Source organism: Cryobacterium arcticum (assembly GCF_001679725.1).
Taxonomy (GTDB): Bacteria; Actinomycetota; Actinomycetes; order Actinomycetales; family Microbacteriaceae; genus Cryobacterium; species Cryobacterium arcticum_A.
On record NZ_CP016282.1, the window covers coordinates 3,953,974 to 3,976,938 of the forward strand.

A 22,965-nucleotide genomic window follows, 5' to 3' on the forward strand; every position below is an offset into this window, starting at 1 on the left:
GATGAAATCAGGTGGACAAACGCTCTCGTGAGGGCATAAGATGAGGGTGCGCTCCAGTAGTGCGCCTACTTCGCAGAGAAAGGGCCTCAGTCTTCGGATTGAGGCCCTTTTTTTGTGCCCAAATCTTCCCCATGTAGCCACACCCGCTCACCAACTGAAGGCCAGCGCCAAGCGCCGAGCCCATAACCCAGGCGGTCGACGGCTCACATTGGGGAACCCTTCGCAACACCCGTCAATCGAATCAGCTAAGGAGGCCGCATGAGCAAGGGCACCATGACACTGCAGCCGGCCTTGCACCGTGCGCAGATCGAGCTCGACAAGATGCCCGCGAACGCCGTGATTCTCGATTCCTACGGCCATGCGTGGCAGCAGGGCGGCACCCCCGGACGCGGTGTGGCAAGCGGCTACTGGTACCGGGCATTCGGTGACGACACCGAAGTCTCATCGTTCGAGCTTGCACAGCGCGGGCCGATCAAGCGCATGAAGGTCTAGCGCACCCCAACACTTCCGCGTCGTAGCCCAACCCAACCAGTTAGACCTCACACGCCGACGCCGGAAACATCGCGAGCGGGTGACTGGAACAACTGAAAGCAAACAGGGTGCGGCGCGGGACCGACTTCCGCCATCCAAGCGTCAACGCTGCCCGCATTCAGCGAAGGACGCCCCAAGGCCCGGATTCTGTACGGGCTGGCGCACCTGCGCGAGGGTGGCGGAACAAACGCTTCGAGAGGACCTGCGATGAGCCTGCTCAGTGAGTACGAAGACGCACTCCGGGCCCTCCTCGCGGAGAACGACGACGACGGCGACCCCATCGTGGCCTACGTCACCTACGTCATCACCACCGACGCAGAGACCGGCGAACGCGAATACCCCAACGTCCTCACCCCAGCAGGGCAACGGGCATTCATCACCCGCGGACTCCTCGCCCAGGCAATGGACGACGTGATCGCCGGCGCCATGCCCACCGTCACGTTCGTAGACGCTGAGTATGACGAAGGTGATGAAGCCGATGCCTGAGCGCACGCTTTACCCGTGTGGGACCTGCGGGAGTGAAGCGACATCGCCTCTCCAGGCTGCCGAGTGCTGCGATCCGGCCGACATCTGACCGTTCCGACGCTCCAAGGTCTCCAGAAACACGGGGTTAGACCACCCCGCCAGAACGAAAACCCCGTAAAGACGCGGGAGTGACCAATTCGACCCGAGGCCCAGCCTCTCCCGTAGCGTCCAGGCGGCGCACATCGAGGTGATGACCAATGGCACTCACCGACGCCCAGCGAGACGAGATCCTCTCCCTGCACGACAAGGGGCTAGCCCGCAACGAGATCGCCCGTCAAACCGGTGTCAGTGCAGGATCAGTCACCAACGTCTGCGCAGCGAATGACCGCACCTTTGACCGGTCAAGCACAAAAGACGCACAAGCGGCCCGCTCGGTGGATCTCGCTGACGCCCGGCTCACTCTTGCCCATCGGCTCAACACCGCGGCGAACGACATGCTTGACATGATCGACAAGCCCTTCACGGTGTTCAACTTCGGCGGGAAGGACAACACCTTCGCTGAGGCGACACTGGACTCGGCGCCTGTTGAGGCTCGGCGCACGATCGTCACGTCCGCGGCCATCGTGTTCGACAAGCTCACGAAGGTGCTCGAGAAGGACACCTCAGGCGTGATCACGGCGAACTCGCTGGTGGATGCGCTCATTGCAGGGTTCGAGGCTCAGGACGTCACCGATGTTGAGTAGCCCGAGCCTGTCTCGCAAGCAGATCTCGTCCATCGTGCGGTCGAAGCTGCGCAAGATCGCCCTGTGGGTCGGCGCTGTCTCTGGCGGCAAGACCATCGCGGCTAACTTCGCGTTCCTGATCGCTGTGCGTGAGGCGCAAGGGACCGGCCTGATCGTCATCGTCGGCAAGACGCTGCAGACCATCGAGCGCAACATCATCGACCCGCTGCAGCAGGTGGAACTCTTCGGCGCGTTGGCCGGCCAGGTGCTACACACACGAGGGTCGAACACTGCGACCATCCTCGGCCGTGAAGTGCACCTTGTCGGCGCCAACGATGCCCGCTCTGAGGAGAAGATCCGCGGCGCGACGATCGAGATCGCCTACGTCGATGAGGCGACCCTGCTACCTGTGGGCTTCTGGGAGATGCTGCTGACTCGTCTGCGCGTCCCCACTGCTCGACTCCTCGCCACGACCAACCCGGGCTCGTTCAACCACTGGCTGCGTCAGCAGTACATGCTCAACGCCGACGCGAAGAACATGATCGTGTTCGAGTTCGTCATGGACGACAACCCCTCGCTCACCGCCCAGTATGTGGCTGACATGAAGGCCTCGTTCACCGGGGCGTTCTACGACCGGTTCATCCTCGGCAAGTGGTCGAACGCTGAGGGCGCGATCTTCGACATGTGGGATCCGGCGAAGCACACGATCCCGTGGGCCGACCTGCCCCCCATGCGCAAGCTCATCGCGGTCGGCATCGACTACGGCACCACGAACCCCACAGCTGCTCTCATGCTCGGCATGGCGACGCAGACCGACCTGTACGGCAAAGAGCACTCGAAGCTGTACCTCGTCGACGAGTGGCGTTACGAGTCCATCGCGGAGAAGCAGAAGCTCACCGACGTCGAACTCTCACGCCGGCTGCGCAGATGGCTCGCTGACCCTCACCTGCCGGCCAACCAGATGCAGCTCACCCCCGACTACATCGTGCTCGACCCGTCTGCCGCATCCTTCCGGGTGCAACTGCAGCAGGACGGGCTGCTCTCCACACAGGCCGACAACGACGTGCTCAACGGCATTCGTACGGTCGCCTCAGTGCTGTCTGCCGGGAAGCTGCTCGTCACTGAGCGCTGCCCTGGCTGGCAGAAGGAAGTCACCGAGTACGTGTGGGATGCGAAGTCATCTGAGAAGGGCGAGGACAAGCCCGTCAAGGCCAACGACCACTCGCAGGACGCCGCACGCTACGCCCTGCAGACCACCGAATCCATCTGGCGCCAACACGTGAAGCTCGCCGCCTAACCCACTCTGAACGGAGTACACATGGCCTCCGAATCAGACCAGTTCCCGCCCGCCCCGTTCGACCTCGCCGCGGCCCGCTACAGCGAGCACGACGCCTGGTGGGCAGGTGATATGGAGTTCCTGCAGAAGCTCTACGCCGGCGTCGGCACGGCCACGCACACCGTCAAGGGTCGTGCGTACAAGGGCGGCGTGCTCGGCAACCTCGCGAAGATGTGGGTGGGCCAGCCCGTCGTCGAGGGCGAGGATCGTGCGCGCATGCACGTTGGTGTGCCCGCTGTGCTCGCCCGGCTCTCGGCCACGCTGCTCGTCGGCGAGGGTGTGAAGATCGCCTACGGCAAGCCCGACGACGTGGTGGTGGACAAGGACAAGCCGTGGGTTCACCCCGGCCAGGCGCGCCTCGACGTCATCATGCAGTCCGACGAGACCAAGGCCGAACTGCTCAAGTCTACCGAGCAGGCTGCGGCGCTCGGCGGTGGGTTCCTCGCTGTCACCTGGAACGCCCGCCTGCGCTCGCACGTGCGCATCCGCAGCTATGCGGCCGACTGTGCCATCCCCGAGTTCCAGGACGGCATCCTCACCAGCGTCACCCTGTGGACCGAGCACGTGCACGGCAATGACGTGTTCCGGCTGCTCGAGCGGCACGACCGCGGCTTCATCTCGTTCACCCTGCACAAGGGCGGCACGAAGACCCTCGGCCCTGTGGTGCCGCTGGGCTCCCTCGCGGAGACAGCGCACTACAACGGCCTGCGCACACAGGGCGAGCTTGACATGGCGATCGAAGACCCCACCTCGTGGGACGAGACGGTCATCGTCGCCACCGGTGTCGACGAGCTCGCGGTGGTCTACTACCCGAACCTGCCTCAGATCGAGTGGCGCCGCATGGGTGTGCTCGCCAACCTGGGCCGGTCGGACTTCGCGGGCAAGGAGCCGCTGTTCGACAAGATCGACAAGTGGTGGTCCTCGTTGGACATCGACTTCGACCTGGGCAAGGGCCGCATCACCGCCCCCGAGGCGTACCTCGAGAACATGGGGCGCGGCAAGGGCGGCAAGCTCGACATCGAACGGACCGTTTACTCGGGCCTGGAGGCGTTGGGCAAGTCCAGCGACTCGCTGAGTTCGCAGCTGACCATCTCGCAGTTCGACATCCGCTACGAAGAGCACCTCGCAGCGATCGCGGCCATCAAGCACGAGATCGCCAACGAGTGCGGCATCTCCCCCGCCCACCTCGGCCTGAAGGCCGAGCAGGGCGCGAAGACGGCCACGGAGGTCACCGCCGACTACACCGAGTCGGAGGCCACCCGCGACCAGAAGGCGCTCTACCTCAAGCCGGCGCTCGCACGGCTCGCCCAGGTGGCTCTCGCCATCGACGGCACCGTGTTCCCCGCTGAGGGCGGCAAGTTCTACGACGAGCTGCCCGATGTGACGTTCGCCCCGGTGTCGCAGATGGACCCGGAGAAGATCGCCCGCATCGTCGGCCTTCTCGACGTAGCCGGTGCTGCTTCGACCCGTCAGAAGGTCATGGACGTCCGTCCTGACTGGGATGAGGGCAAGGTCGACGAAGAGGTCAAGCTGATCCAGGAGGAGCGCGGCATGGGGCCCGAGGCTGATCCCACGCTCATCACTGGGCCACTGGACGAGGCTAACCCCGCTGCACCCGACGTTACAGATTGACTCGCGGTGTATATGCATCGAGGCAGCATCCGTGCTAGCTTGGTGTATATACACCAAAGGAGATCACAGTGAGCGTAGTTGGATTCAAGGCGTCGAATCATCCCCAGCAGATCGGCAAGCGCGGCGCGCTGGACGAAGTGGACGATCGCGGCACGCACCCGATCAACTTCGACCCGTGGAACGAGCGGTTCGGCGGCTTCACGCTCGATGCCGCCGCTGCCGCGCACAACGCGAAGTGCGAGCGCTACTTCACCCGCGCCGACGACGGGCTCATGCAGCCGTGGACCGGTGAGCGCGTCTGGTGCAACCCGCCCTACTCTGATCTGTACTCGTGGGTGGACAAGGCGTGGACCGAGTACCCGGAGACGCGCGGAATCGTCATGCTGCTCCCCGCCAACCGTGTCGAGCAGAAGTGGTGGCAGGAGCTCGTGGAACCCTTCCGCGACCGGCCCAACTCACCGCTGACCGTCGAGTTCCTGCCGGGTCGTCTCCGGTTCATCAAGGCGGGCCAGACGGAGATCGGGCCGAATGAGCGCCCACCGTTCGGCTGCGCGCTCCTCATTTGGGGTCGCGATCAGATGGGGGCCATGGTATGAGCGCCTACGACATCCCAGCCGCGATCCTGGTCGGACTCGCGGTGGGAGCGCTGGTGTCGATGCTCATGTACAAGGACGACCGAAGGGACGACGTCTAGTGGCGGCCTTCGAGGTCTTCACGCCTGCGACAATGAAGGCCATGCCCAACAAGCCCAAGACCCCGCTGCGTTCCATCCGCATCTCGGACGAGCTATGGGAAGCCGCTCAGCAAAACGCGGCTGCTGAAGGCCGCACGGTCAGCGAGGTCGTACGCGAGGCACTCGAACGGTACAACGCTCGCAGGAGCGCCACCAACCGCGCTACGAAGGCGCAATAGCATCGGGGGTCCGGATGGCTCTTTTCGCCCCGGACCCCAACATCAGCGCCGAAGACCTCATTTCCGACCTCGGCCGCACCCTGGCCGAGAGGTACCAAACCGCCGAGGACACGCTGCTCCGGGCTGTCGCAGTCCGGGCGTACCGGGATGTGGAGCTGCAGGCCAAGCTCAACGCGGCGGTCGCTGCCGGGTCGGATCGGGTCGCCGGTCTTCGGTACGCGATCGACCGCAACCGGGCGCTCGCTGAGCTTGACGGTCACCGGGCGCGCTCACTCCGCGAGCTTCGACTCCTGGCGCTCACCACGGCGGATGCGCTCAGGGCGGAAAACCTCGCCAGGGACGTTATCAGCGCCGCTACCACCCAGGGGGAAGCGGAGGCTGCTGCACGGCTCTCCATGGCCCGCAGGCTGCCCGCACGGACCACACTGAACGGCACGGCCACACAGGCGACAGCGGCTACACAGCTTTCGCTCCAGTCCAGCCTTGAGATCCTGAACCAGAGGATCACCCGACTGCCCGTCGATGCGTTCCAGCGCATCGTCGCCATGAACTCGTCCAACGTGCTCCTCGGTGTGCAGACGAAGCTCCAGGCGCAGAACGCCAACGTGCAGCAGTTCCTCTCCGAGGGCATCCAAGGCTTCACCGACCGGGGCGGACGCAACTGGCGCATCGGTACGTACGCCGAGATGGCCGGCCGCACCACCGTCGCACGGGCGTTCAACGATGCCGGCGTGTGGCGGATGCAGCAGTCGGGCATCAACCTCGTCACCGTGCAGGGCAGTGACTCGTCGTGTGCGAAGTGTGCACCGTGGGTCGGCAAGATCCTCTCCACGGACGGCACGACGGGCACGGTCATCCTGCCGCACGCCACGCAGGACACCGAGGTCACGGTCAACATCGCCGGGACCACGGATGGCGCGCGCAACGCAGGCCTCATGCACCCGAACTGCTCGCACAAGTTCACCGCGTACCTGCCCGGCCTGTCGATCCCGCAAGCCGGGTTCGAGTACGACCCGAAGGCCGAGTGGGCACGCACAAGGCAGCGCGAGCTCGAGGTCGACATTCGCGCTGCCAAGCGCAAGCAGGCCGCTGCGGGCGACCCGGTGACTGCACAGCGCGCTAAGGCGAAGATCCGGGCCAAGCAGGCCCAACTTCGAGAACACCTCAACCTCACCGGCAGAAAAAGGAATTCGGCGCGCGAGGCCCTGTCGTTCGCAGATGGGCGGTAGCCTAGAAGTACAAGCGGCCCCCAAGGTGTTGTAGCACCGAGGAGGCCTTTCGACCTACCGATTGAGGCGGTGGCCGACATGGCCAACAGTACCAAGTCCTGCACGAAGTGTGGCGAGTCCAAGTCCCTGGATGCGTACAGCAAGAACCGGCAGCGCAAAGACGGTCACGAATCCCAGTGCAAAGCGTGCAGGTCGGCCGCATTCGCCGCATGGCGCCTCCTGAACATGGACAAGCGCCGGGAAGACCAGAAGGCATGGTACGCCGCCAACCCGGGCGCGAAGGCGCAGCACGACCGCGACTACCGGGCGAACCACCTCGAAGAGGAACGCGCTCACCACGCATCCTGGTACGCGGCCAACCGGGAAGCCTCGATCGCCGCCGCAACTGCATGGGTGCGGGCTAACCCGGACAAGCTCAAGGCCGCTCGCGACCAGCCTCACCGGAAAGCGACCAAGAGTGCAAGTGACCGCGCCTACAGGCGTGCCCACCTCGCCGAGACGGCTGCTGTGACGCTTGCATGGAAGCTGGCGAACCGCGACAGGGTGCGCGTGCTGACCAGTAGGCGGAAGGCGCTCAAGCGGGATGCCCCCGGACACTCGACGATCGCGCAGGTAGCCGCTCGCGTCGCCTACTACGGCGGCAAGTGCTGGATGTGCGGTGCCGCATGGCAGGGCATCGACCATGTGAAGCCGCTGAGCAAGGGTGGATCGAACTGGCCATCGAACCTGAGGCCAGCTTGCACTAGCTGCAACAGCAGCAAGAAGGCGACGTGGGAATCCCCCGGCGTCACAGTGCCTGCCCTCGTGAAGCTCAACCTCGCCGCCTGACCAATCCCCCACCAACAAGCCCCGCAGTTCGCTCTGCGGGGCTTTTGCGTGCCCCGCGGCTGACGGCCGCTGACTCGTCGAGATGGGTCGGAATCTGGCCCTCTCGGATGTCGCGCTGTGGATTCCTACAAAGGAATTCCGAGTAGCACACGTGTCAACCCGTGGACTAAATCAAATACTCAGTATGCAATTAGCTCGCTGAGGTCAGATTCCGACCCACCTCGACGACCAACACACTCACCCCGCTCTGCCTGCACAGGGCGGGGTGGGTTCGCATCGGCGCAGGGCCGGTGCTTCATCCAACAGCGTCCAGGTGGCGCAGAGGAGCACACAGTGAACATCAAGACCAGCACCATCCCCGTCCGCGCCGACATCGACGGCCTCGCGGTCATCGGCCGCACCCGCCACGCCCTCATGGGCATCCGCTACGGCGAAGGCGAGGGCGGCGACGAGGGCGGCCAGCAGCAGCAGAACGACCAGGGCGGCGACAACGCACCGTGGACGAAGGAGAACTTCGACCCTGAGCGCGCCTTCCGCCTCGTCGAGAACCTGCGCGCCGACGCTGCCGCCGCGAAGACCAAGACGGACGCCGCGATCCAGGCTGCAGCCGACAAGGCGCAGAAGGACACGCTGGCCCAGTTCGCCAAGCTCCTCGGCGGCGGCGAGCAGGAGGAAACCGACCCGGTGAAGCTCGCGGCCAAGGTCACCGACCTGACGTCGAAGATCACCGAGAAGGACGGCGACCTCACCAAGGCGCAGGCGTCGGTCAAGGCCGGCCAGCTCTCCACCGCCGTCGCCATCCTATCCCACGGCCTCGGCGGATCCGCACGCCTCCTCCTCGCCAACGAGGACTTCAAGACTTCCATCGCCTCGGTAGAACCGACCGATGAAGCGGCCATCACGGCCAAAATCAAAGCTGCAATCCAGGCGAACGCAGCGCTTAAGACCACCCCGCCGAGCTCAGGCAGCACGGATCACCAGGGTGGGCAGGTCCCCGACCTCGAGAAGCAGCTCGCTGCAGCGACGAAGGCCGGCGACATGCAACTCTCCATCACTCTCAAGCGCCGCATCGCCGACGCCAAACGCTCATAAGGAGCACACATGCCCGGTATCACTGGTCAGAGTACGACCTACAACCTGCCCAACTTCGTCGGTGAACTGTTCCAGGTCACCCCCGAATCCACCCCGCTGCTCTCCGCAATCGGCGGTCTCACTGGCGGCGTGTCCGTCAAGACCGTGGAGAAGGAGTGGCAGTTTGAGGACCTCCGTGACAGCGACCAGAACGTCGCTCTCGAAGGTGCCAACGCACCCCAGGGTCAGGCTCGCGTCCGCGCGAACGCGACCAACATCGCCGAGATCCACCACTCCGCAGTGGAGACCAGCTACACCAAGCAGGCCACCCCGCAGAAGACGACCACCGCGGGCGTCGCCGGCGAGAACCCGGTCACGAGCGAGCACGACCACCAGGTGCTGCTCGAGCTCAAGGCCATCGCCAAGGACGTGAACCACGCGTTCTGGAACGGCGAGTACCAGAAGCCGGTCGACAACACGACCGTGCGGAAGACTCGCGGCCTGCTCCAGGCGATCGCCACTAACCGTGTCATCTACGGCAACGCGGAGATCCTCGCCACCGCGGCGACGGACACCATCACCGGCACTCACTCGCTGAGCGTCGGCGACAAGGTGATCTTCACCAGCCGTGGTGCTTCGGGCGCCGTGGTCATCGGCCGCGTGTACTTCGTGCAGTCGGTCGCCACCACCGTGTCGTTCAAGGTCGCTGCGACCGTGGGCGGCGCTGCCATCATCATCGGCACCGCGACCGGCGTCAAGGTCATCCCGGTGTCCTCGGCCGCCCCGACGCTGGACACGTACAACACGCTGTTCCAGAAGGCGTACGACAACGGCGGACTCGGCGACGTGGTTTCGGCCACCATCGCCGTGAACTCCTCGCAGAAGCGCAACCTGACCGCGACCTACGCGGCCGCGTACGGCAAGGCCAACCCCATGGCCGGCACCCGCAACGTCGGCGGGGTGAACCTGACGACCATCGAGACTGACTTCGGCACGCTGAACATCATGCTCGACCGTCAGCTGCCCCAGGATGCTCTCGCGATCGTCTCGCTGGAGCAGCTCGCGCCGTTCTTCCTCGAGGTCGACGGCAAGGGCCACTTCTTCGAGGAGCCCCTGGCGAAGGTCGGCGCTGCTGACCGGACCCAGATCTACGGCGAGATCGGCCTGGAGTACGGCAACGAGAAGGCTCACGCCCAGCTGCGTGGCCTGCCCGTGTTCGCCTAGCAATACCTGCTGGTCCCGAGGCGTCTTCCACCGCTTCGGGGCCGGCACTTGGAGTGATAGCTCAGAGGCCAGAGCTGCGGATTCCAAACCCGCCGGTCGCAGGTTCGACTCCTGCTCACTTCGCAACCCCATCCACCACGCCGAGGAGGCACATCATGGCCCGCGTACTCCACCCCCAGCCCCAGGTCGGCATCGTCACGGATCGTCTCGGCGGCATCGAGTTCACCGATGGTGTGGCCGAGGTCGACCTGAGCGACAAGCCGATCCTCTCGGCCGCGCTGGTTCAGCACGGCTACACGGTCGAGCTGACCCCCGACGCCGATGGGATGTTCGAGGTGTGGCTCGGCGACGAGAACAGCACCGTGGACCCGCTCCCGCCGCTGCCCGATGCGGTCGAGGGCGAGCCGCGCGTCTACGAGGAGTTCACGCTCCCCAAGCCCCGCCGCACCCGGAAGGCCTAACCATGGCCCAGCGCGTCTACGCGACCAGCGCCGACTACGGCAACCTCGCCGAGGAGCCCTTCGATGGTGACCCCATCAAGCTCGGCAAGCGGCTCCGGTCCGCGTCCATTGAGGTCGAGGGGCTGACCAGTCTCTCCCGGTTCAACGTGGACAGCGACGGGTACCCCACCGACGCCGACGTGTCCGACGCCTTCACCGAGGCCACGGTCGCCATCGTCGAGCACTGGGAGATCACGGACGACCCGACCGGCGCCGAAGCCCAGCAGGGCGCGGTGAAGATCGGCTCTGTGTCGCTCGGCACCACGTCGTCGAACCAGACGGCCGCGAGCCCGCGCGACAAGCTCACCACCCGCATCGGTGAGAAGGCCGTCGCCATCCTCAGCAACGCGGGCCTCCTGACCGCCATCATCTCGCACACGTAGGAGGTCCCTGTGGCTCGTCTGCGCGCACGACACCTCCCCCACCGCATCGACATCACCCGGCTGACCGGCGAGGGCGCAGAGGGGCCAGTCTGGGCTGCTCCGGTGCTCTCCCGGCCCGCGTACGTCGAGCAGAAGTCGAAGCTGATCGTGGATCGGCGCTCAACGTCCTCCACCGCCGGCGCCGAGGTCACGAGCAGCGAGTTCATCGTCATCCTCACCGACGACGACGTGCTGCCCGGCTCGCAGGTCACCGTCTACAAGGGCACCCCGCGGGAACGCACAGCGGATGTGCTCTCGTCAGCGTTCTACTCCTACCCGCGCACACCCTCGCACGTCGAGCTCTACCTGTAGGAGGCGACGATGGGCGTTCGCATTGACGTAGACCTGTCCAGCCACTTCCCCAGAATCACAGACGGCATCCTGGCGGGGTTCGTGCGCGGGCAGAACATGGCCGCCGAGGAACTCGTCAAGCTGTCGGCTGCGCGTGCGCCGATGGACGACGAAGGCACGCTCGTTGGGAGCATTGCCGCGGTCCACGCCGACAACCCTGGCGAAGACGCCGGAGTCATCGCGGATACCCCGTATGCCCAGCGATGGCATGAAGACGGCGCGCTCGTCGACTCCCTCGGCCGCCGCTACCCCGGCAACTCCGACTTCCAGAACAACCGAACCTCGCACTACTTCTCCGGCCCAGCCGAAGAGAACAAAGACGAGCTCGGCAAGATAATCGCAATGGAGGCAGGACGTGGTTGATCCAATTTCCCCCAACGTCACCCTGCGGCGAGCCCTGGCCCAGTACATCCACGACCAGGGCATGGGCGTGTACAAGCCCACCGCGCCGTACGTCAGCGGTGAGCGAGGCATCTACACCACCGGCAACATGCCCACCGTCGCGGGATCGGACAACGCCCTGGTGCTGCGTTCCCTCGCCTCAGTATCCACCGGCCGCGCCGACATGCTCTATCGCGTGCAGATCGAGTCCCGCATCAAGGGATCGGGCATCGACGCGGAGAACCTCGCCGCTGGCCTGAACCTGATCCTCGACCAGCAGCAGAACACGCCTCCGGGACTGCACATCGCATGGTGCTCGCTGTACTCATACCTGCCGCTCAGCGCCGATTCTTCCGGCCGCAACGGCGGGTTCCAGACCTTCTCATTCATGGGCCGCCGCGGCCTGTAACCCACCCCCACAATCCAGCGTCACCCACCCGGTGGCGCTTCCTGGCGACCCGCCAGACCCACGGCCCACCTGGGCCTCGCCCACAATCTAAGGAGTCCCACGTGGCCGATCCGACCCTGTATGACACGACCGTCCAGACCGCAGGAACCCTCGCGCTCGCGCACGAGAAGATCCTGCAGTTCAAGCGCAGCGGCACGTTCGCCAACATCACCGGCGACCTCAACAACGTCACCGCCGTGCCCACCAAGATCACCGCCCAGCGCGAGAACTACGGCAACAAGGGCCGCACGTCCGAGCGCAAGCTGGGCGACAACTGGGTGATCACCTTCGACGCCGAGGCCGTTCGAGACAACACCGGGGCCATCGCCCAGGCGTGGCTCATTGACCTGCTCAACGTCGCCAAGGCCAGCGGGTCCAGCAACCTCGCCGACTTCCAGCTGTTCGACGCGAAGGACCCCGCACTGGGAGCCATCGAGGGCAGCTTCACCGTCGAGGTGGCCGACCTCGCCACCGGGTTCGCCGACAAGGGCGGGTACAAGTTCACGCTCACCTCCGATGGTGTCGTGCGCCAGATCACGTCGCCCATCAACGGCTCGGGCATCCCGGTCATCGCGTCGGCGCTCCCGCTGAACGCTGTGGCCTCGGCCAATGTGTACTGCCGCGGGTACAACGTCAGCGCGATCACGGCGGCCACCATCGGCGGCATCGCGGCGACATCCATCTCGCAGATCCCCGGCGAGCCGAACATCGTCGTGCTCGAGGTCCCGGCCGGCTCCGCTGGCTCGGCTCCGATCATCGTCACCAACGCGGTCGGCGCCTCGACTGCCTACGCATATACGCGTGGGGCCTGACCACTAGCGCCACATGGGCGGCTGACGAGAGCCAGCCGCCCACCACTCACCTCTTGCGGGGCTTCTTCCCGTACTTCACGAGCGCTTCGCGAACCACGTCCGAGACCGTGCGCCCATCTTCCAGCGCTCGCTCCTGAGCGGCCACCCACACCTCGTCTGAGATGCGGATGGCGCGCAGGGGGGTCTTGGGCTTGTTGGGCATGGGCTTCATCTTGGCAGTGTCGGACCACCCAGTCATGCCTCCTCCTCAGCGACCACCCAGTAGCGGAAGGCCTCGCCCGGGCGCGACGGCCCATCCGAGTAGATGTCTTCGAGGGTCAGGCGGTCGTTTGTGAAGCCGACCGGGCCGGGCACCTGGTGGGTTCCGCCGATCTGGTTGTCCCAGGGGAACTTCCAGTAGTTCGGGTCTTTGACGATCGCGACTCGCTCTCCGTTTTTGAAGGCCTTCTCGAAAGCGCGCTTGTCCACCCGCTCAATGGTCACCACGTCGGCGCTCACGCTTCGACTCCGGCCCAGAAGGACGAGCCGAGCATGGTCCCGTTTCGGCGGGCGATGGCGTCACCGCTGATCGGGCACGACTCCCCGAAGCGCATCCACCATTCGTGGGCGTATTCGAGAGAGAACTTCATCGTGTTGTCCGAGTTGGACGGGGCCTGCTGGATGGTCGAGCGCTTCATGTTTTATCTCCTTGGTGTATATGCACCAAGGTAGCACACAATCCGCAATATGTATATACACCAACCTCTGCAGGGAGAAAAGCTCATGATCACCGCATCACTCAACGGCCGGAACCTTCACCTCCACCTCGGCGGCATCGAAGAAGACTTCATCATCGAACCCCTCGGAGGGCGTGACGGCAAGGCTCTCACAGACGAGTTCCTGCGCATCTCCATCGGCGCGTTGCCCGCCGAGGGCATGGAACCTTTGCTGCAGCGCGCAGTTGGCGCGGAGGTCTACGAGCGCGTGCAGACCGAGCTATCCCTGAACGAATCCCAGGACATCCTCCTGCCCGCGTTCTACTGGCAGACCGTCCTCGGCATGCACGGCGTCAACGCCTACATCTCGGGGGGTGAAGGACTCACGGGCGCAAAAAAAGCGCTGGAGCTCCTGGCCCTGACTTTGGGGATCTTACCAACGCAGACCGCGCCCAGTGGGGTCTTGGAGACCCTGATCCAGTCACAGGTACCTACCCTGCCTACCGCCAGGCCTACTACGACGCGCGACAGGCTGCCAGCAAACAAGCGGCAGGCGCCCAAGAAGCCGAAGCCCGCCAAGCCGCAAGCCTGACCGCGGTCGAGCTGTACGGGCTCGCACTACCCCAGCTTTTCGGCGAGGTCGAACTCGACCTTGCTCAGCACGGACTCATCACGGACCTCGACCGCGCCCTCGACACGAGGACGTGGCATTACGTCCGTTCAGCCATCAACCGCCTGCTCGACTCCGACGAGTCGTCATGGCTCCAGAAAGAGGTGATGGCCCTTGTCCGGAAGCGCAACATTCGAAGCGGGCTCGATCGGGTTCCGCATTCAAGCTCTGGGGACGGAAGTCTTCAAGAGGGACCTGGACTCCGCTGAGAAATCAGTAGCTCAGGTTGGCAAGACCGCGCAGGAGTCGGCCCAGAAGGTCGCACCCCTGAGCAAGGAGATCGACAAGACCTCCAAGTCGTCGAAGGAGTCGAAAGCGCCAGTCGAGTCGGCGGCGCAGGCCACAAAGCGCCTGGCGGCTGAGGCAGCAGCAGCGGCAGCAAAGGTCAAGGCCGCAGCCCAGGAGGTCGAACGCCTCAAGCGTGAATCGGACGACGCAGCGAAGACCCTCGGCACTGCAGCCCTCGGTGTCGGTGCAGCGTTTGCCGCCGTGGCAGCGCTCACGGTCGGCACCTACGCCAAGTTCGACGAGGCCACCTCGAAGACGGCCGCCGCGACCATGGCGACCAAGGAGCAGCAGGACAAGCTCAAAGCATCCGCCATCGAGCAGGGTGCCGCGTCGATCTACTCGGCGAAGGAAGCCGCAGACGCACAGACGGAACTCGCCAAGGCGGGAGTGTCGGTCAACGACATCCTCGGCGGCGGCCTGAAGGGCTCTCTGGCCCTCGCGGCCGCGGGTGAACTCGCTGTAGCCCGGGCCGCTGAAATCGCCGCCACGACGCTCACAGTGTTCGGGCTCAAGGGTGACCAGGCCGGGCATGTTGCCGACCTCCTCGCCGCGGGCGCTGGCAAGGCTCAGGGTTCCGTCGAAGACCTATCACTCGGCCTCGGCTACGTGGGCGTCTCCTTCGCGCGGCTGAACATCCCCCTCGAAGATACCGTGGGCACGCTGGCACTGCTGGCCGCAAACGGTCTCCTCGGCGAGAAGGCCGGCACGGGCCTCCGCTCGGTCATCTCCTCGCTCACCTCCCCGGTCGCCAAGGGCGCCGAGGCCATGAAGACCTACGGCATCAACGTGTTCGACGCCCAGGGCAACTTCATCGGCATGCAGGGTGCAGCCGAGCAGCTCAAACAGGGCCTCGGTGGGCTCGACGAGCAGACGCGCTCCGCAGCCCTCGGTGCCATCTTCGGCGCTGAGGCTGCCAGCGCTGCAGGCATCCTCTACAAGGCCGGTGCTTCCGGCGTGAAGACCTGGACCGACAACGTCAACGACCAGGGCTACGCCGCCGAGCAGGCCGCGAAGAAGACCGACAACCTGACGGGCGACCTCGAGCGACTCGGCGGGTCCTTCGACTCGATCCTCATCAAGACCGGCGGGCAGGCCAACGGTGTACTGCGCGACATGGTGCAGATCATCACCGGCCTCACCGACTGGTACGGCTCCCTCGATGAGAGCGCACAGGGTACGGCTCTCGCGATCGGCGTGGGCACGGCTGCTGTGCTGCTCTTCGGTGGCACGGCGCTGCTCGCTGTGCCGAAGATCGTCGAGTTCCGCACGGCCATCGGCGCGCTCAACACCACCATGAAGGGGACCGCGGCGGCCGCGGGCCTCATCGGTGTCGCGATCACCGCCGCAGTGCTCGTCCTCGGTGCGTTCGGCGCCCAGCAGGCCGACGCTGCCGCACGGATGCAGACCCTTACCGACTCGCTCGACGAGAACACCGGCGCGTTCACGAAGAACACCCGTGAGGCCGTCATCTCTAACCTGGAAAAGACGGGCGCCGCGAAGACCGCGAAGCTCCTCGGCATCAGCCTCGGCACCCTGACCGACGCCGCACTCGGCGAAGGAAAGGCCGTCAAGGAGGTCTCGGGCATCCTTGCCCAGCACCGTGCGGAAGCTGAGAAGAGTGGCATCCAGAGCGGCCAGCTCAGCAACTCGTTCAACAGCGTCGAAGCGGTCATCGCCAGCACCTCGGGCGAGCTCGCGGACGCACGGGTGAAGTGGCAGGAGCACAAGGAAGCCATGGCCGGGTCCACCGGTGAGGCTGACAAGGCGACTCCCGCCTACGTGGCCGTTGAGGATGCCGTCGATGGTGTCGTGTCGTCGATCACTGACCTCGCGAAGGAACTCGACGCGCTCAACGGGCAGCACCTCGACGCACGAGAGGCCGCCCGGGCGCTTGAGGAGGCCTACGACAGCTTCGATCAGTCGCTCATCGACAACGGCCAGACCCTCGACACCACCACCGAGGCAGGCCGGGCCAACGAGTCCGCGCTCGACGATATCGCCCAGGCAGCGCTCGACGCCGGCCAGGCAATCGTCGACTCGGGCGGCAGCTACTCCGACTACAAGGCATCGCTCGACGGAAGCCGTCAAGCGCTGCTCGACCGGATCGGCGACCTGGGCATCAGCGGTCAGGCTGCCCAGGATCTCGCGGACAAGATCCTCAAGATTCCGTCCGAGACGGAGTGGGCTGCGTACATCAATACGCAGGACGCCGAGGCGAAGCTCGCTGCTCTGCGCTCTGCCGCATGGTCGGTCCGGGACGCACTCAGCCCCGGTCGCGCGAGCGGCACGGCAGGCAATGGGCTCGGCGTGCTCGCGAAGGCGGACGGCGGGAAGGTCAACTTCTACGCCAACGGCGGCCGTGAGAACCACGTCGCACAGTTCGCCCGCGCGGGCACGATGCGCGTCTGGGCGGAACCGGAGACGGGTGGGGAGTGGTACATCCCCGCGGCTGCTGAGAAGCGCGGACGGTCCACTCAGATCCTCGCTCAGGCGGCGTCTGAGTTCGGCTACCAGCTTGTCCCCAGCGGCGCCCAGTCGTTCGCAGGTGGCGGTCGTGCAGGCTCCACCGCGGCTGTCCCAATGGGCGGCGTGACCTGGGCCGGCGACGTCAACATCAACGGTGCTAGCGGTGACCTTGCCCGGATCGGCGCGCTCGTGCGTGACGAAGTTCAAGCAGTTCTAAGGGGCGCAAATGGCTGATCCACTCGAGGGCCTAGACGTCACGTACGGCCCGCTGCGCATGTTCGGCGGCGGGGATGCGAACGCGTACGGCTGGCACATCACCGAGATGAGCGACTGGACAGACGGCGTGGACCTCGAGGTCGAAGAGATCAAGATCCCCGGAGCTTCCGGGTACTACGACCTCGAGGGCACCCTGTCATCCCGTTCCCCGGTCATCCGCGGGTACGCCCTGGCGAAGAACCTCGGCGACCTGGGTCAGATGCGGGATGCGCTGCGCAGTGTGCAGGGCAAGCCGTTGCAGCCTCTCGTGGTCAAGCAGTTCGGTGATAGCCGGTTCGCGCCGGCGAAGGTCACCACGGCACCGAAGTTCACCCCGCAAGGGGAGTTCCCGGAGGCGACGTTCTCGCTGCTGCTGTACTGCCCGAAGGGTGAGCAGTTCGGCGGGCTCAACGGCGACACCGTGGCGACCGGCGCCACGCTCACCGCCATCAATCGCGGGAACCATGAGGGCTCGGTAGTCCTCGTCATCGCGGGGAACATGCCCAGCGGCTACCGCATCAACGGCCCGGACGGCAAGGCGATCATCGTCAGCCGTGCAGTCAGCGGTGACCAGCCGCACACCATCGACCTCGGCGCCCGCCTCCTCCGCATCAACGGGGAGGTGCTCTTCAACGGTGTCGACCGCTTCGACCAGTGGGCCATCCCTGGCGGGTGGAAAGCCGAGATGACCTGTGTGCCGGTCAGCGGTTCGGGCACGTTCGGCTACTCCGGGAGGGACACCTACGCATGACGTTCACCCACGAGTTCGTCAACACCGCGACCGGTCAGCCCATCGTGTCCGTCTACCAGCCCTCAGCATCGGGTTGGGGGCGGGCGCTGGGAATCGCGGCCGGTCAGAAGACCACCGTGTTCCAACTGGGCGACTCGAACTCGCCCGGCTACGACTGGCGCTCAACGTGCAAGCCGTGGGACGTGTCGATCGTCACCTCCTGGAACGGTGTCCCGATCTACTGGGGCATCATCATCGGCGCCAAGTACAACCGCACACGGAAGGAGTGGACGGTCCGACACGTGGACTTCCGCGCCATCCTGGCCCGCCGGTATACGTTCGGCACCAACGGCTACTCGGGCGACACCGTGGACAACATCCTCGACCTGACCAACCGGTCGCTGCGGTCGATGATTCCCTGGATCGTCTGGTCTGGTACGCAAGGGGCATCATCCAACTACGGGCTGCCCATCCGCGCCGAGACCGGCCTGGCGCTGAATAGCACCGCCGGGGACCAGTCGGGCCCGTTCACCCGCAAGTTCAACGACTGGAACTTCACCACCGTCGAGGACGCGCTGCAGGAAGTCCAGACGATGCCCAACGGCCCCGACGTGGACCTGGAGCCCAAGCAGGACCCGGACGGGGGCTGGTTCTACATCAACCTGCGCGTCGGTAACCCGAGGCTAGCCGGCAACACGTGGTGGTTCGACCTCGACTCCGACACCCCCGCGGTGAAGGACGTGAACCTCGACATCGATGGCGTGAAGATGCGCAACGTGTCGTTCGCCATCGGCATCGGCAGCGAGATGCTGCTGCCGGTCAAGACGGCGCGCACGGTCACCGCGAGCGTCGCCCTTGAGGGGCAGGAGCAGTACAAGGGCAAGGAGGACGGCACGGAGGCGCTGCAGTCTCACGCTGACGCCGACCTCGCAACGTACACCGACGCGACCGAACAGTGGACGGCGACGATGCTCACAGGCGGACTGCGCGACTCGCAGGGCGTCATCGCCCCGAACGTCAACGCGTTCCGCATGGGCGACATCCTCATGCTCCACTCCGCCGGAGACCCGCTGATGGCTGACGGGTGGTCGCGCCACGAGCTCGTCACACTCGATGGCGACGTGGGCGACACATTTACCCCTGGATTCCAACTGATCGGCGGCGCCTGATGCAGCGAGACATTCTGGGCCGCAACGCAGAGAAGGATCAGGCCGTCAAGACCCGCAACCTGGGCACGACGCCGACTCTCCGGAGCACGTCCGTCACGGACGGGCACACGGAGTTCAACGGCAACGAGTCACTGCTGGTCAAGGGCTCGCAGAAGGTGTCGGGCTGGCTGATCGTCACCGGCACGCTCAAGGTGGTCGGCGCGTTCCTGCTCGAGGGTGCTACGACGATGACGGGCAACCTGATCTCGTCGGGCACGGCACTCTTCACTGGGGCATTCACCTCGCGCGGCACCACGCGGTTCGAGGGGGACACGACTCAGCAAGGGCCGCTCCATGTGGTCGGCGCGTCCGACTTCACCGGCGATGTTGACATGGCTGGTCTGCTCAAGATCCTTGGCAATGTCCTCCTAACCGGAGACGTAGTTGTTGGCCCAGGGGGAGAGATCACGATAGCCGGCTCGGCACCGATCACACTCGGTGTCGGCCCGAACGGGCTCCCCGCTCTGTACTTCGGCAGCGGAGCCTCACTAGAGGGCACATCTACCGGCGCGCGGATGGTGAGCAGTGGGTCGCCATATGTGGAGGCCAGCACCAACAGCGCGCAGTTAGTTTCGGGTTCACGGGCGGTGCGGGTTACGGACGGCGCGACGTTTGCTAGTGGGCTGACGGAGAGCGCCAACGCCGCGAACGTCTACATCGATTCGGCCGGGCGGCTGTTCAAGGCAACAGGCTAGTTGGCGGTCTGATCAAACTCGACGCACAAGGTTTCGCTGGCGATCCCGGCTAGTGATCGGTCGGTCCAGCCCGGGTTTTGTTCGCCTGGAACGTCACCCTGGATTACGTCGACGCTATCGATGGCCGTTCCATTTGTCATCTGAGCACACGCCAGATGCCCCGCCGCAAGCAGTTCCGGGTCAGTAGCGCCCAGCAGGTCGGCCACTGACCCGTTGTGCATGGAGCGCAGGAACCGCGCCTCGCCATCTTCGGCCTCCCCGGATTCGGCGACAGGCGTGGCAGATTCCGTGGGCGCAGTGATCGCCGCCACCTCGGGCGCCTCGCTCCGCGCGACATCCGCACCCGCACCCGCACCCGCAGCGCTGCACCCGCTCAACGCGAGCACTGCAACCGCTGCGAATCCTGCGAGCTTCCCGATCTTGAACATGGCCGAAGCCTATACCACACGCACACTTTACGATCACCCCCTTGGAGGGCACATGGCTACCGCCACATACACAGGCACCCTGGCTGATGCCGGGTTGAACCCGATCACCGCCAGTGCCCCGCAGCTGACGTTTCGCCTTGAGAACGAGGCGACGAGCGGTCGCTATCTCGTTGTACGAAAGCCTGTCCCCGCCACGATCCTCTACGACGGCACGTTCTTCGTCGCATTGCAGCCCTCGGACGAGCTTTTGGGCGAAGGCAACGGCCGGTACATCGCCCGAGCCGAGTGGCTGGACCCCATCCAGGGCTACAGCAGCATGGACCTCTTCACCTTCTTCGCCCGCGCTGGCGGCGGCGAGATCGCGGGCATGCGAGATGACCTCGCCACATGGAACCCCGCCCAGGTCTTCTGGCAGGGATCAGAGCCGTCTCCCTGGCCCGTGGGCTGGGTCTGGGTGAACACAACGACCGGAGATGCGAAGAGGATGAACATGAACAACCAGATCGAATACCTCGGCAACATCGTCGGCCCTGAGGGCCCCGAGGGGCCTGGAGGCCCGCGGGGACTCGACGGAGTGAACGCCGTAGCGAACGATACCGCTGCGGCAGGCTACGTGGAGAATCCCACCTCGGATACCCGGGGTGCTCTCGACGAACTCTTCGCGAAGCCGGCTATCCCCGCGAACGTTCTCGCTCTCACCCGTGACGGTACGCACAACCAGAACGCCGCGACAGTCCTCCAGCCCTGGTATGCAGCTTTGGCGAACCGGGACAACACCACGGCGAAGGTGGCAGTGATCGGTGACTCCATCGTTGAGGGCTACGGCGCAACTGCCATCGAGAAGCGGTGGGTGACGAAGCTCGCCGCGAACCTGCGTAACAAGTTCCCCGTGGCCGGGTCCCCTGGTGGGCGCGGTTACATCGGCGCGAAGTACACGGGCGACTTTGCCTCGTTCACATGGCCCTGCACACTCAGCGCCGGGGTGACGGTGGGGTCGACGGACTACGGGCTGAAGCGCAGTGTGGTTGACATTGCCGGCGGCAAGACGGCCACCTTCGCGCTCAAGGGTAGCTACGCGTGGATCATGTACCCGACCGCCCCGACGTTCACCTCGTTCACCTACTCGCTTGACGGCGGCGCGGCGGTCACCGTCAGTCAGACCTCCGCTACGGCGAAGGATGGCGTGGTGACGGGCATCTCGCTGGGTTCGTCCGGTGCGCATACCCTCGTACTCACGGGCGGCACCTCATCGTTCATCGACGGCGTGATCGAGTGCGACGGCGATCAGGCCACGGGCATCACGGTGCACGACGGCGGCCACTCCGGATGGCGCTCCGACCAGTGGGCGGCAGGCTCGGCCAACACGGTTTCGAACTGGCCCGCCGCGTATAAGACGGTTGAGCCGCAAGTGTTCATCCTCGCGCTCGGCGTGAACGATCAGGCGCAGGACAAGACGGCAGCTGAGTACAAGGCGGCGATGACCAACCTGCTAACCATTGTCCGCTCGTTCGCATCCTGGCAGCCGATTGTACTCATGCCGTACGGGGCGTCGGGCGATCGGACGGCCTCATGGCAGGGGTTCGTGACTGCGATGTACGAGCTCGCGGCCACGGACGGAAACACGCTGGTCGCTGACATGACCCTGCGCGTGCACGCAAAGGACGGCGATACGACCGACGTCTGGTTCGACGGCAACCACCCGAACAACAAGGGCCACGCGATGTACGCCGACTTCATGGCGAACTTCCTCAGCCCGTCGTAACCCACATCTGAACGGGAGTCCTTCGGGGCTCCCGTTCCCCATTGAAGGAGAGACATGCCCACCATGCAAGAGTTCTACGCTCCTGCCCACCGCGGGGGCGCGTTCGGCATCCTGCCCAACTCGAAGTACTACGGACCCACCGGGCACCGCGGCTTCGACGTCAACGGTTGGCCGGCCGGTACACAGATCCCGGCGTTCCGCGCTGGTGTCGTCGTCCGCAACGAGTGGCAGGGGGCGCTCGGCTGGGTGCTCGTGACCTACGCCCGCGGCGAGTGGTTCGGCTACTCGCACATGAAGTCCCAATCGCCCCTCGGCATCGGCGCGGATGTGGCCCTGGGCGATCCGGTCGGTCCGCTCGGCAACACGGGCACCCTGTCAGACGGCGCCCACGTGCACCTCACCGTTTCCAACGCGAGCAGCATGCCGTGGATGGGAACGACCAAGGACCCCTGGCCCTACATCAGCGCCGCGCTCGGAGCCTCCGTGGCCTCGGCCACCAGCAACGCCACCGCACTACCCACGCCGGTCAACCCGGCACGACGACGAGGAGTCGAGATGGATGTCAAGTATTACCGCCGCTGGGATGGAAAGATCGGCCGCTTCGGCGCCGGCGTCCGGCTGTTCGGCTCGCGCGAGGACTACACCCTCCACCGCGAGTCCGTGCAGGCCTACGCCAAGCTCTACCCCAACCTCAGCGTGGTGATTCCGCCAAACGAGGGCAACCCTGCGAACTTCGTCACCCTCGACAAGGCGCACTGGGACATCGAGGTAGCCCTGGCGGGGGGCGAGTTCTAGAACCTGCAAGCACCCCCGGCTGATCTCCAAAGGACCGGCCGGGGGCTCCCCCTCCATGCATTGACACGAAGGGAGTAGCCATGACGCTACTCGACATCACCCCCTGCCC

The 22,965-nt window shown here is 65.4% G+C and carries 28 protein-coding genes and 1 tRNA gene; 25 read left to right on the forward strand and 4 right to left on the reverse strand.

Annotated elements, in window-relative coordinates; genetic code table 11:
- The first annotated feature begins 258 nt into the window (after window positions 1-258).
- From PA27867_RS18100 to PA27867_RS18185, 18 genes are all read left to right on the forward strand, one after another.
- The gene (locus PA27867_RS18100; protein WP_066598446.1) at window positions 259-492 is read left to right on the forward strand and encodes a hypothetical protein; all 234 of its coding nucleotides are present in this window, start codon (window positions 259-261) and stop codon (window positions 490-492) included.
- A 246-nt stretch (window positions 493-738) separates the two neighbouring features.
- Window positions 739-1,017, forward strand: a complete 279-nt coding sequence (locus tag PA27867_RS18105) for a hypothetical protein (RefSeq protein WP_066598447.1) — start codon at window positions 739-741, stop codon at window positions 1,015-1,017.
- A gap of 236 nt (window positions 1,018-1,253) precedes the next feature.
- Entirely contained in the window at window positions 1,254-1,739 is a 486-nt protein-coding gene (locus PA27867_RS18110) for a hypothetical protein (RefSeq protein WP_066598448.1), read from the forward strand.
- Window positions 1,729-3,015, forward strand: coding sequence for a PBSX family phage terminase large subunit (locus PA27867_RS18115; RefSeq protein ID WP_066598449.1), 1,287 nt, complete (start codon window positions 1,729-1,731; stop codon window positions 3,013-3,015). Before PA27867_RS18110 ends, PA27867_RS18115 begins: the two co-directional genes overlap by 11 nt.
- 21 nt (window positions 3,016-3,036) lie before the next feature.
- On the forward strand, window positions 3,037-4,686 hold the full coding sequence (locus PA27867_RS18120) for a phage portal protein (protein ID WP_066598450.1): 1,650 nt from the start codon (window positions 3,037-3,039) through the stop codon (window positions 4,684-4,686).
- Between the two features lie 68 nt (window positions 4,687-4,754).
- Complete coding sequence (locus PA27867_RS18125) at window positions 4,755-5,282, forward strand: DNA N-6-adenine-methyltransferase (protein ID WP_066598451.1); 528 nt, start codon at window positions 4,755-4,757, stop codon at window positions 5,280-5,282.
- Window positions 5,283-5,421: 139 nt separating this feature from the next.
- A complete protein-coding gene (locus PA27867_RS20990; protein WP_167550868.1) occupies window positions 5,422-5,598 on the forward strand; it encodes a ribbon-helix-helix protein, CopG family in 177 nt (58 codons plus the stop codon).
- Window positions 5,599-5,612: 14 nt separating this feature from the next.
- Window positions 5,613-6,827, forward strand: a complete 1,215-nt coding sequence (locus PA27867_RS18135; protein WP_066598453.1) for a phage minor capsid protein — start codon at window positions 5,613-5,615, stop codon at window positions 6,825-6,827.
- 78 nt (window positions 6,828-6,905) lie between these two features.
- Window positions 6,906-7,655 carry an HNH endonuclease gene (locus PA27867_RS18140; RefSeq protein ID WP_157109291.1) on the forward strand — a complete coding sequence of 250 codons (750 nt, stop codon included), beginning with the start codon at window positions 6,906-6,908 and terminating at the stop codon, window positions 7,653-7,655.
- A 333-nt stretch (window positions 7,656-7,988) separates the two neighbouring features.
- Complete coding sequence (locus PA27867_RS18145; RefSeq protein WP_066598455.1) at window positions 7,989-8,747, forward strand: hypothetical protein; 759 nt, start codon at window positions 7,989-7,991, stop codon at window positions 8,745-8,747.
- Window positions 8,748-8,756: 9 nt separating this feature from the next.
- The gene (locus PA27867_RS18150; RefSeq protein WP_066598456.1) at window positions 8,757-9,950 is read left to right on the forward strand and encodes an SU10 major capsid protein; all 1,194 of its coding nucleotides are present in this window, start codon (window positions 8,757-8,759) and stop codon (window positions 9,948-9,950) included.
- 50 nt (window positions 9,951-10,000) lie between these two features.
- Window positions 10,001-10,073 (forward strand) — tRNA-Trp (locus PA27867_RS18155).
- 32 nt (window positions 10,074-10,105) lie between these two features.
- Window positions 10,106-10,411 (forward strand): hypothetical protein, encoded by a 306-nt coding sequence (locus tag PA27867_RS18160; RefSeq protein WP_066598457.1) that lies wholly within the window; start codon window positions 10,106-10,108, stop codon window positions 10,409-10,411.
- Window positions 10,412-10,413: 2 nt separating this feature from the next.
- Entirely contained in the window at window positions 10,414-10,833 is a 420-nt protein-coding gene (locus tag PA27867_RS18165; RefSeq protein WP_066598458.1) for a hypothetical protein, read from the forward strand.
- A gap of 9 nt (window positions 10,834-10,842) precedes the next feature.
- Window positions 10,843-11,184, forward strand: a complete 342-nt coding sequence (locus PA27867_RS18170; protein WP_066598459.1) for a hypothetical protein — start codon at window positions 10,843-10,845, stop codon at window positions 11,182-11,184.
- Window positions 11,185-11,193: 9 nt separating this feature from the next.
- Window positions 11,194-11,586, forward strand: a complete 393-nt coding sequence (locus PA27867_RS18175) for a hypothetical protein (RefSeq protein WP_066598460.1) — start codon at window positions 11,194-11,196, stop codon at window positions 11,584-11,586.
- Complete coding sequence (locus PA27867_RS18180; RefSeq protein ID WP_066598461.1) at window positions 11,579-12,013, forward strand: hypothetical protein; 435 nt, start codon at window positions 11,579-11,581, stop codon at window positions 12,011-12,013. Before PA27867_RS18175 ends, PA27867_RS18180 begins: the two co-directional genes overlap by 8 nt.
- A 101-nt stretch (window positions 12,014-12,114) precedes the next feature.
- A complete protein-coding gene (locus PA27867_RS18185; protein ID WP_066598462.1) occupies window positions 12,115-12,864 on the forward strand; it encodes a hypothetical protein in 750 nt (249 codons plus the stop codon).
- 46 nt (window positions 12,865-12,910) lie between these two features.
- Here PA27867_RS18185 and PA27867_RS18190 read toward each other — a convergent pair whose 3' ends face one another.
- The 3 genes from PA27867_RS18190 to PA27867_RS18200 are packed head-to-tail and all read right to left on the reverse strand — an operon-like array spanning window position 12,911 to window position 13,541.
- Window positions 12,911-13,102: a hypothetical protein gene (locus PA27867_RS18190; protein ID WP_066598463.1), complete on the reverse strand. Its 192-nt coding sequence runs from the start codon at window positions 13,100-13,102 to the stop codon at window positions 12,911-12,913.
- Window positions 13,099-13,362: a hypothetical protein gene (locus PA27867_RS18195; RefSeq protein ID WP_066598464.1), complete on the reverse strand. Its 264-nt coding sequence runs from the start codon at window positions 13,360-13,362 to the stop codon at window positions 13,099-13,101. The genes PA27867_RS18190 and PA27867_RS18195 overlap by 4 nt, the downstream gene beginning before the upstream one ends.
- Complete coding sequence (locus PA27867_RS18200) at window positions 13,359-13,541, reverse strand: hypothetical protein (RefSeq protein WP_066598465.1); 183 nt, start codon at window positions 13,539-13,541, stop codon at window positions 13,359-13,361. Before PA27867_RS18200 ends, PA27867_RS18195 begins: the two co-directional genes overlap by 4 nt.
- A gap of 85 nt (window positions 13,542-13,626) precedes the next feature.
- Between PA27867_RS18200 and PA27867_RS18205 the strand changes: the two genes are divergently transcribed.
- From PA27867_RS18205 to PA27867_RS18225, 5 genes are all read left to right on the forward strand, one after another.
- Window positions 13,627-14,151 (forward strand): hypothetical protein, encoded by a 525-nt coding sequence (locus PA27867_RS18205; RefSeq protein WP_066598466.1) that lies wholly within the window; start codon window positions 13,627-13,629, stop codon window positions 14,149-14,151.
- Window positions 14,152-14,343: 192 nt separating this feature from the next.
- A complete protein-coding gene (locus PA27867_RS18210) occupies window positions 14,344-17,217 on the forward strand; it encodes a phage tail tape measure protein (protein WP_066598467.1) in 2,874 nt (957 codons plus the stop codon).
- Window positions 17,210-17,989: a hypothetical protein gene (locus PA27867_RS18215; RefSeq protein ID WP_066598468.1), complete on the forward strand. Its 780-nt coding sequence runs from the start codon at window positions 17,210-17,212 to the stop codon at window positions 17,987-17,989. Before PA27867_RS18210 ends, PA27867_RS18215 begins: the two co-directional genes overlap by 8 nt.
- Entirely contained in the window at window positions 17,986-19,137 is a 1,152-nt protein-coding gene (locus tag PA27867_RS18220) for a hypothetical protein (RefSeq protein WP_066598469.1), read from the forward strand. The genes PA27867_RS18215 and PA27867_RS18220 overlap by 4 nt, the downstream gene beginning before the upstream one ends.
- A complete protein-coding gene (locus tag PA27867_RS18225) occupies window positions 19,137-19,871 on the forward strand; it encodes a hypothetical protein (RefSeq protein WP_066598470.1) in 735 nt (244 codons plus the stop codon). The genes PA27867_RS18220 and PA27867_RS18225 overlap by 1 nt, the downstream gene beginning before the upstream one ends.
- Here the strand turns inward: PA27867_RS18225 and PA27867_RS20995 are convergent.
- Window positions 19,868-20,299, reverse strand: coding sequence for a DUF732 domain-containing protein (locus tag PA27867_RS20995; RefSeq protein ID WP_066598471.1), 432 nt, complete (start codon window positions 20,297-20,299; stop codon window positions 19,868-19,870). The two genes, PA27867_RS18225 and PA27867_RS20995, sit on opposite strands and share 4 nt — an antisense overlap.
- On the opposite strand from PA27867_RS20995, the gene PA27867_RS18235 reads away from it, so the two are divergent.
- Window positions 20,298-22,061 (forward strand): SGNH/GDSL hydrolase family protein, encoded by a 1,764-nt coding sequence (locus PA27867_RS18235; protein WP_167550869.1) that lies wholly within the window; start codon window positions 20,298-20,300, stop codon window positions 22,059-22,061. The two genes, PA27867_RS20995 and PA27867_RS18235, sit on opposite strands and share 2 nt — an antisense overlap.
- A gap of 54 nt (window positions 22,062-22,115) precedes the next feature.
- Window positions 22,116-22,856, forward strand: a complete 741-nt coding sequence (locus PA27867_RS18240; protein ID WP_066598473.1) for a M23 family metallopeptidase — start codon at window positions 22,116-22,118, stop codon at window positions 22,854-22,856.
- Window positions 22,857-22,965: the final 109 nt, after the last annotated feature.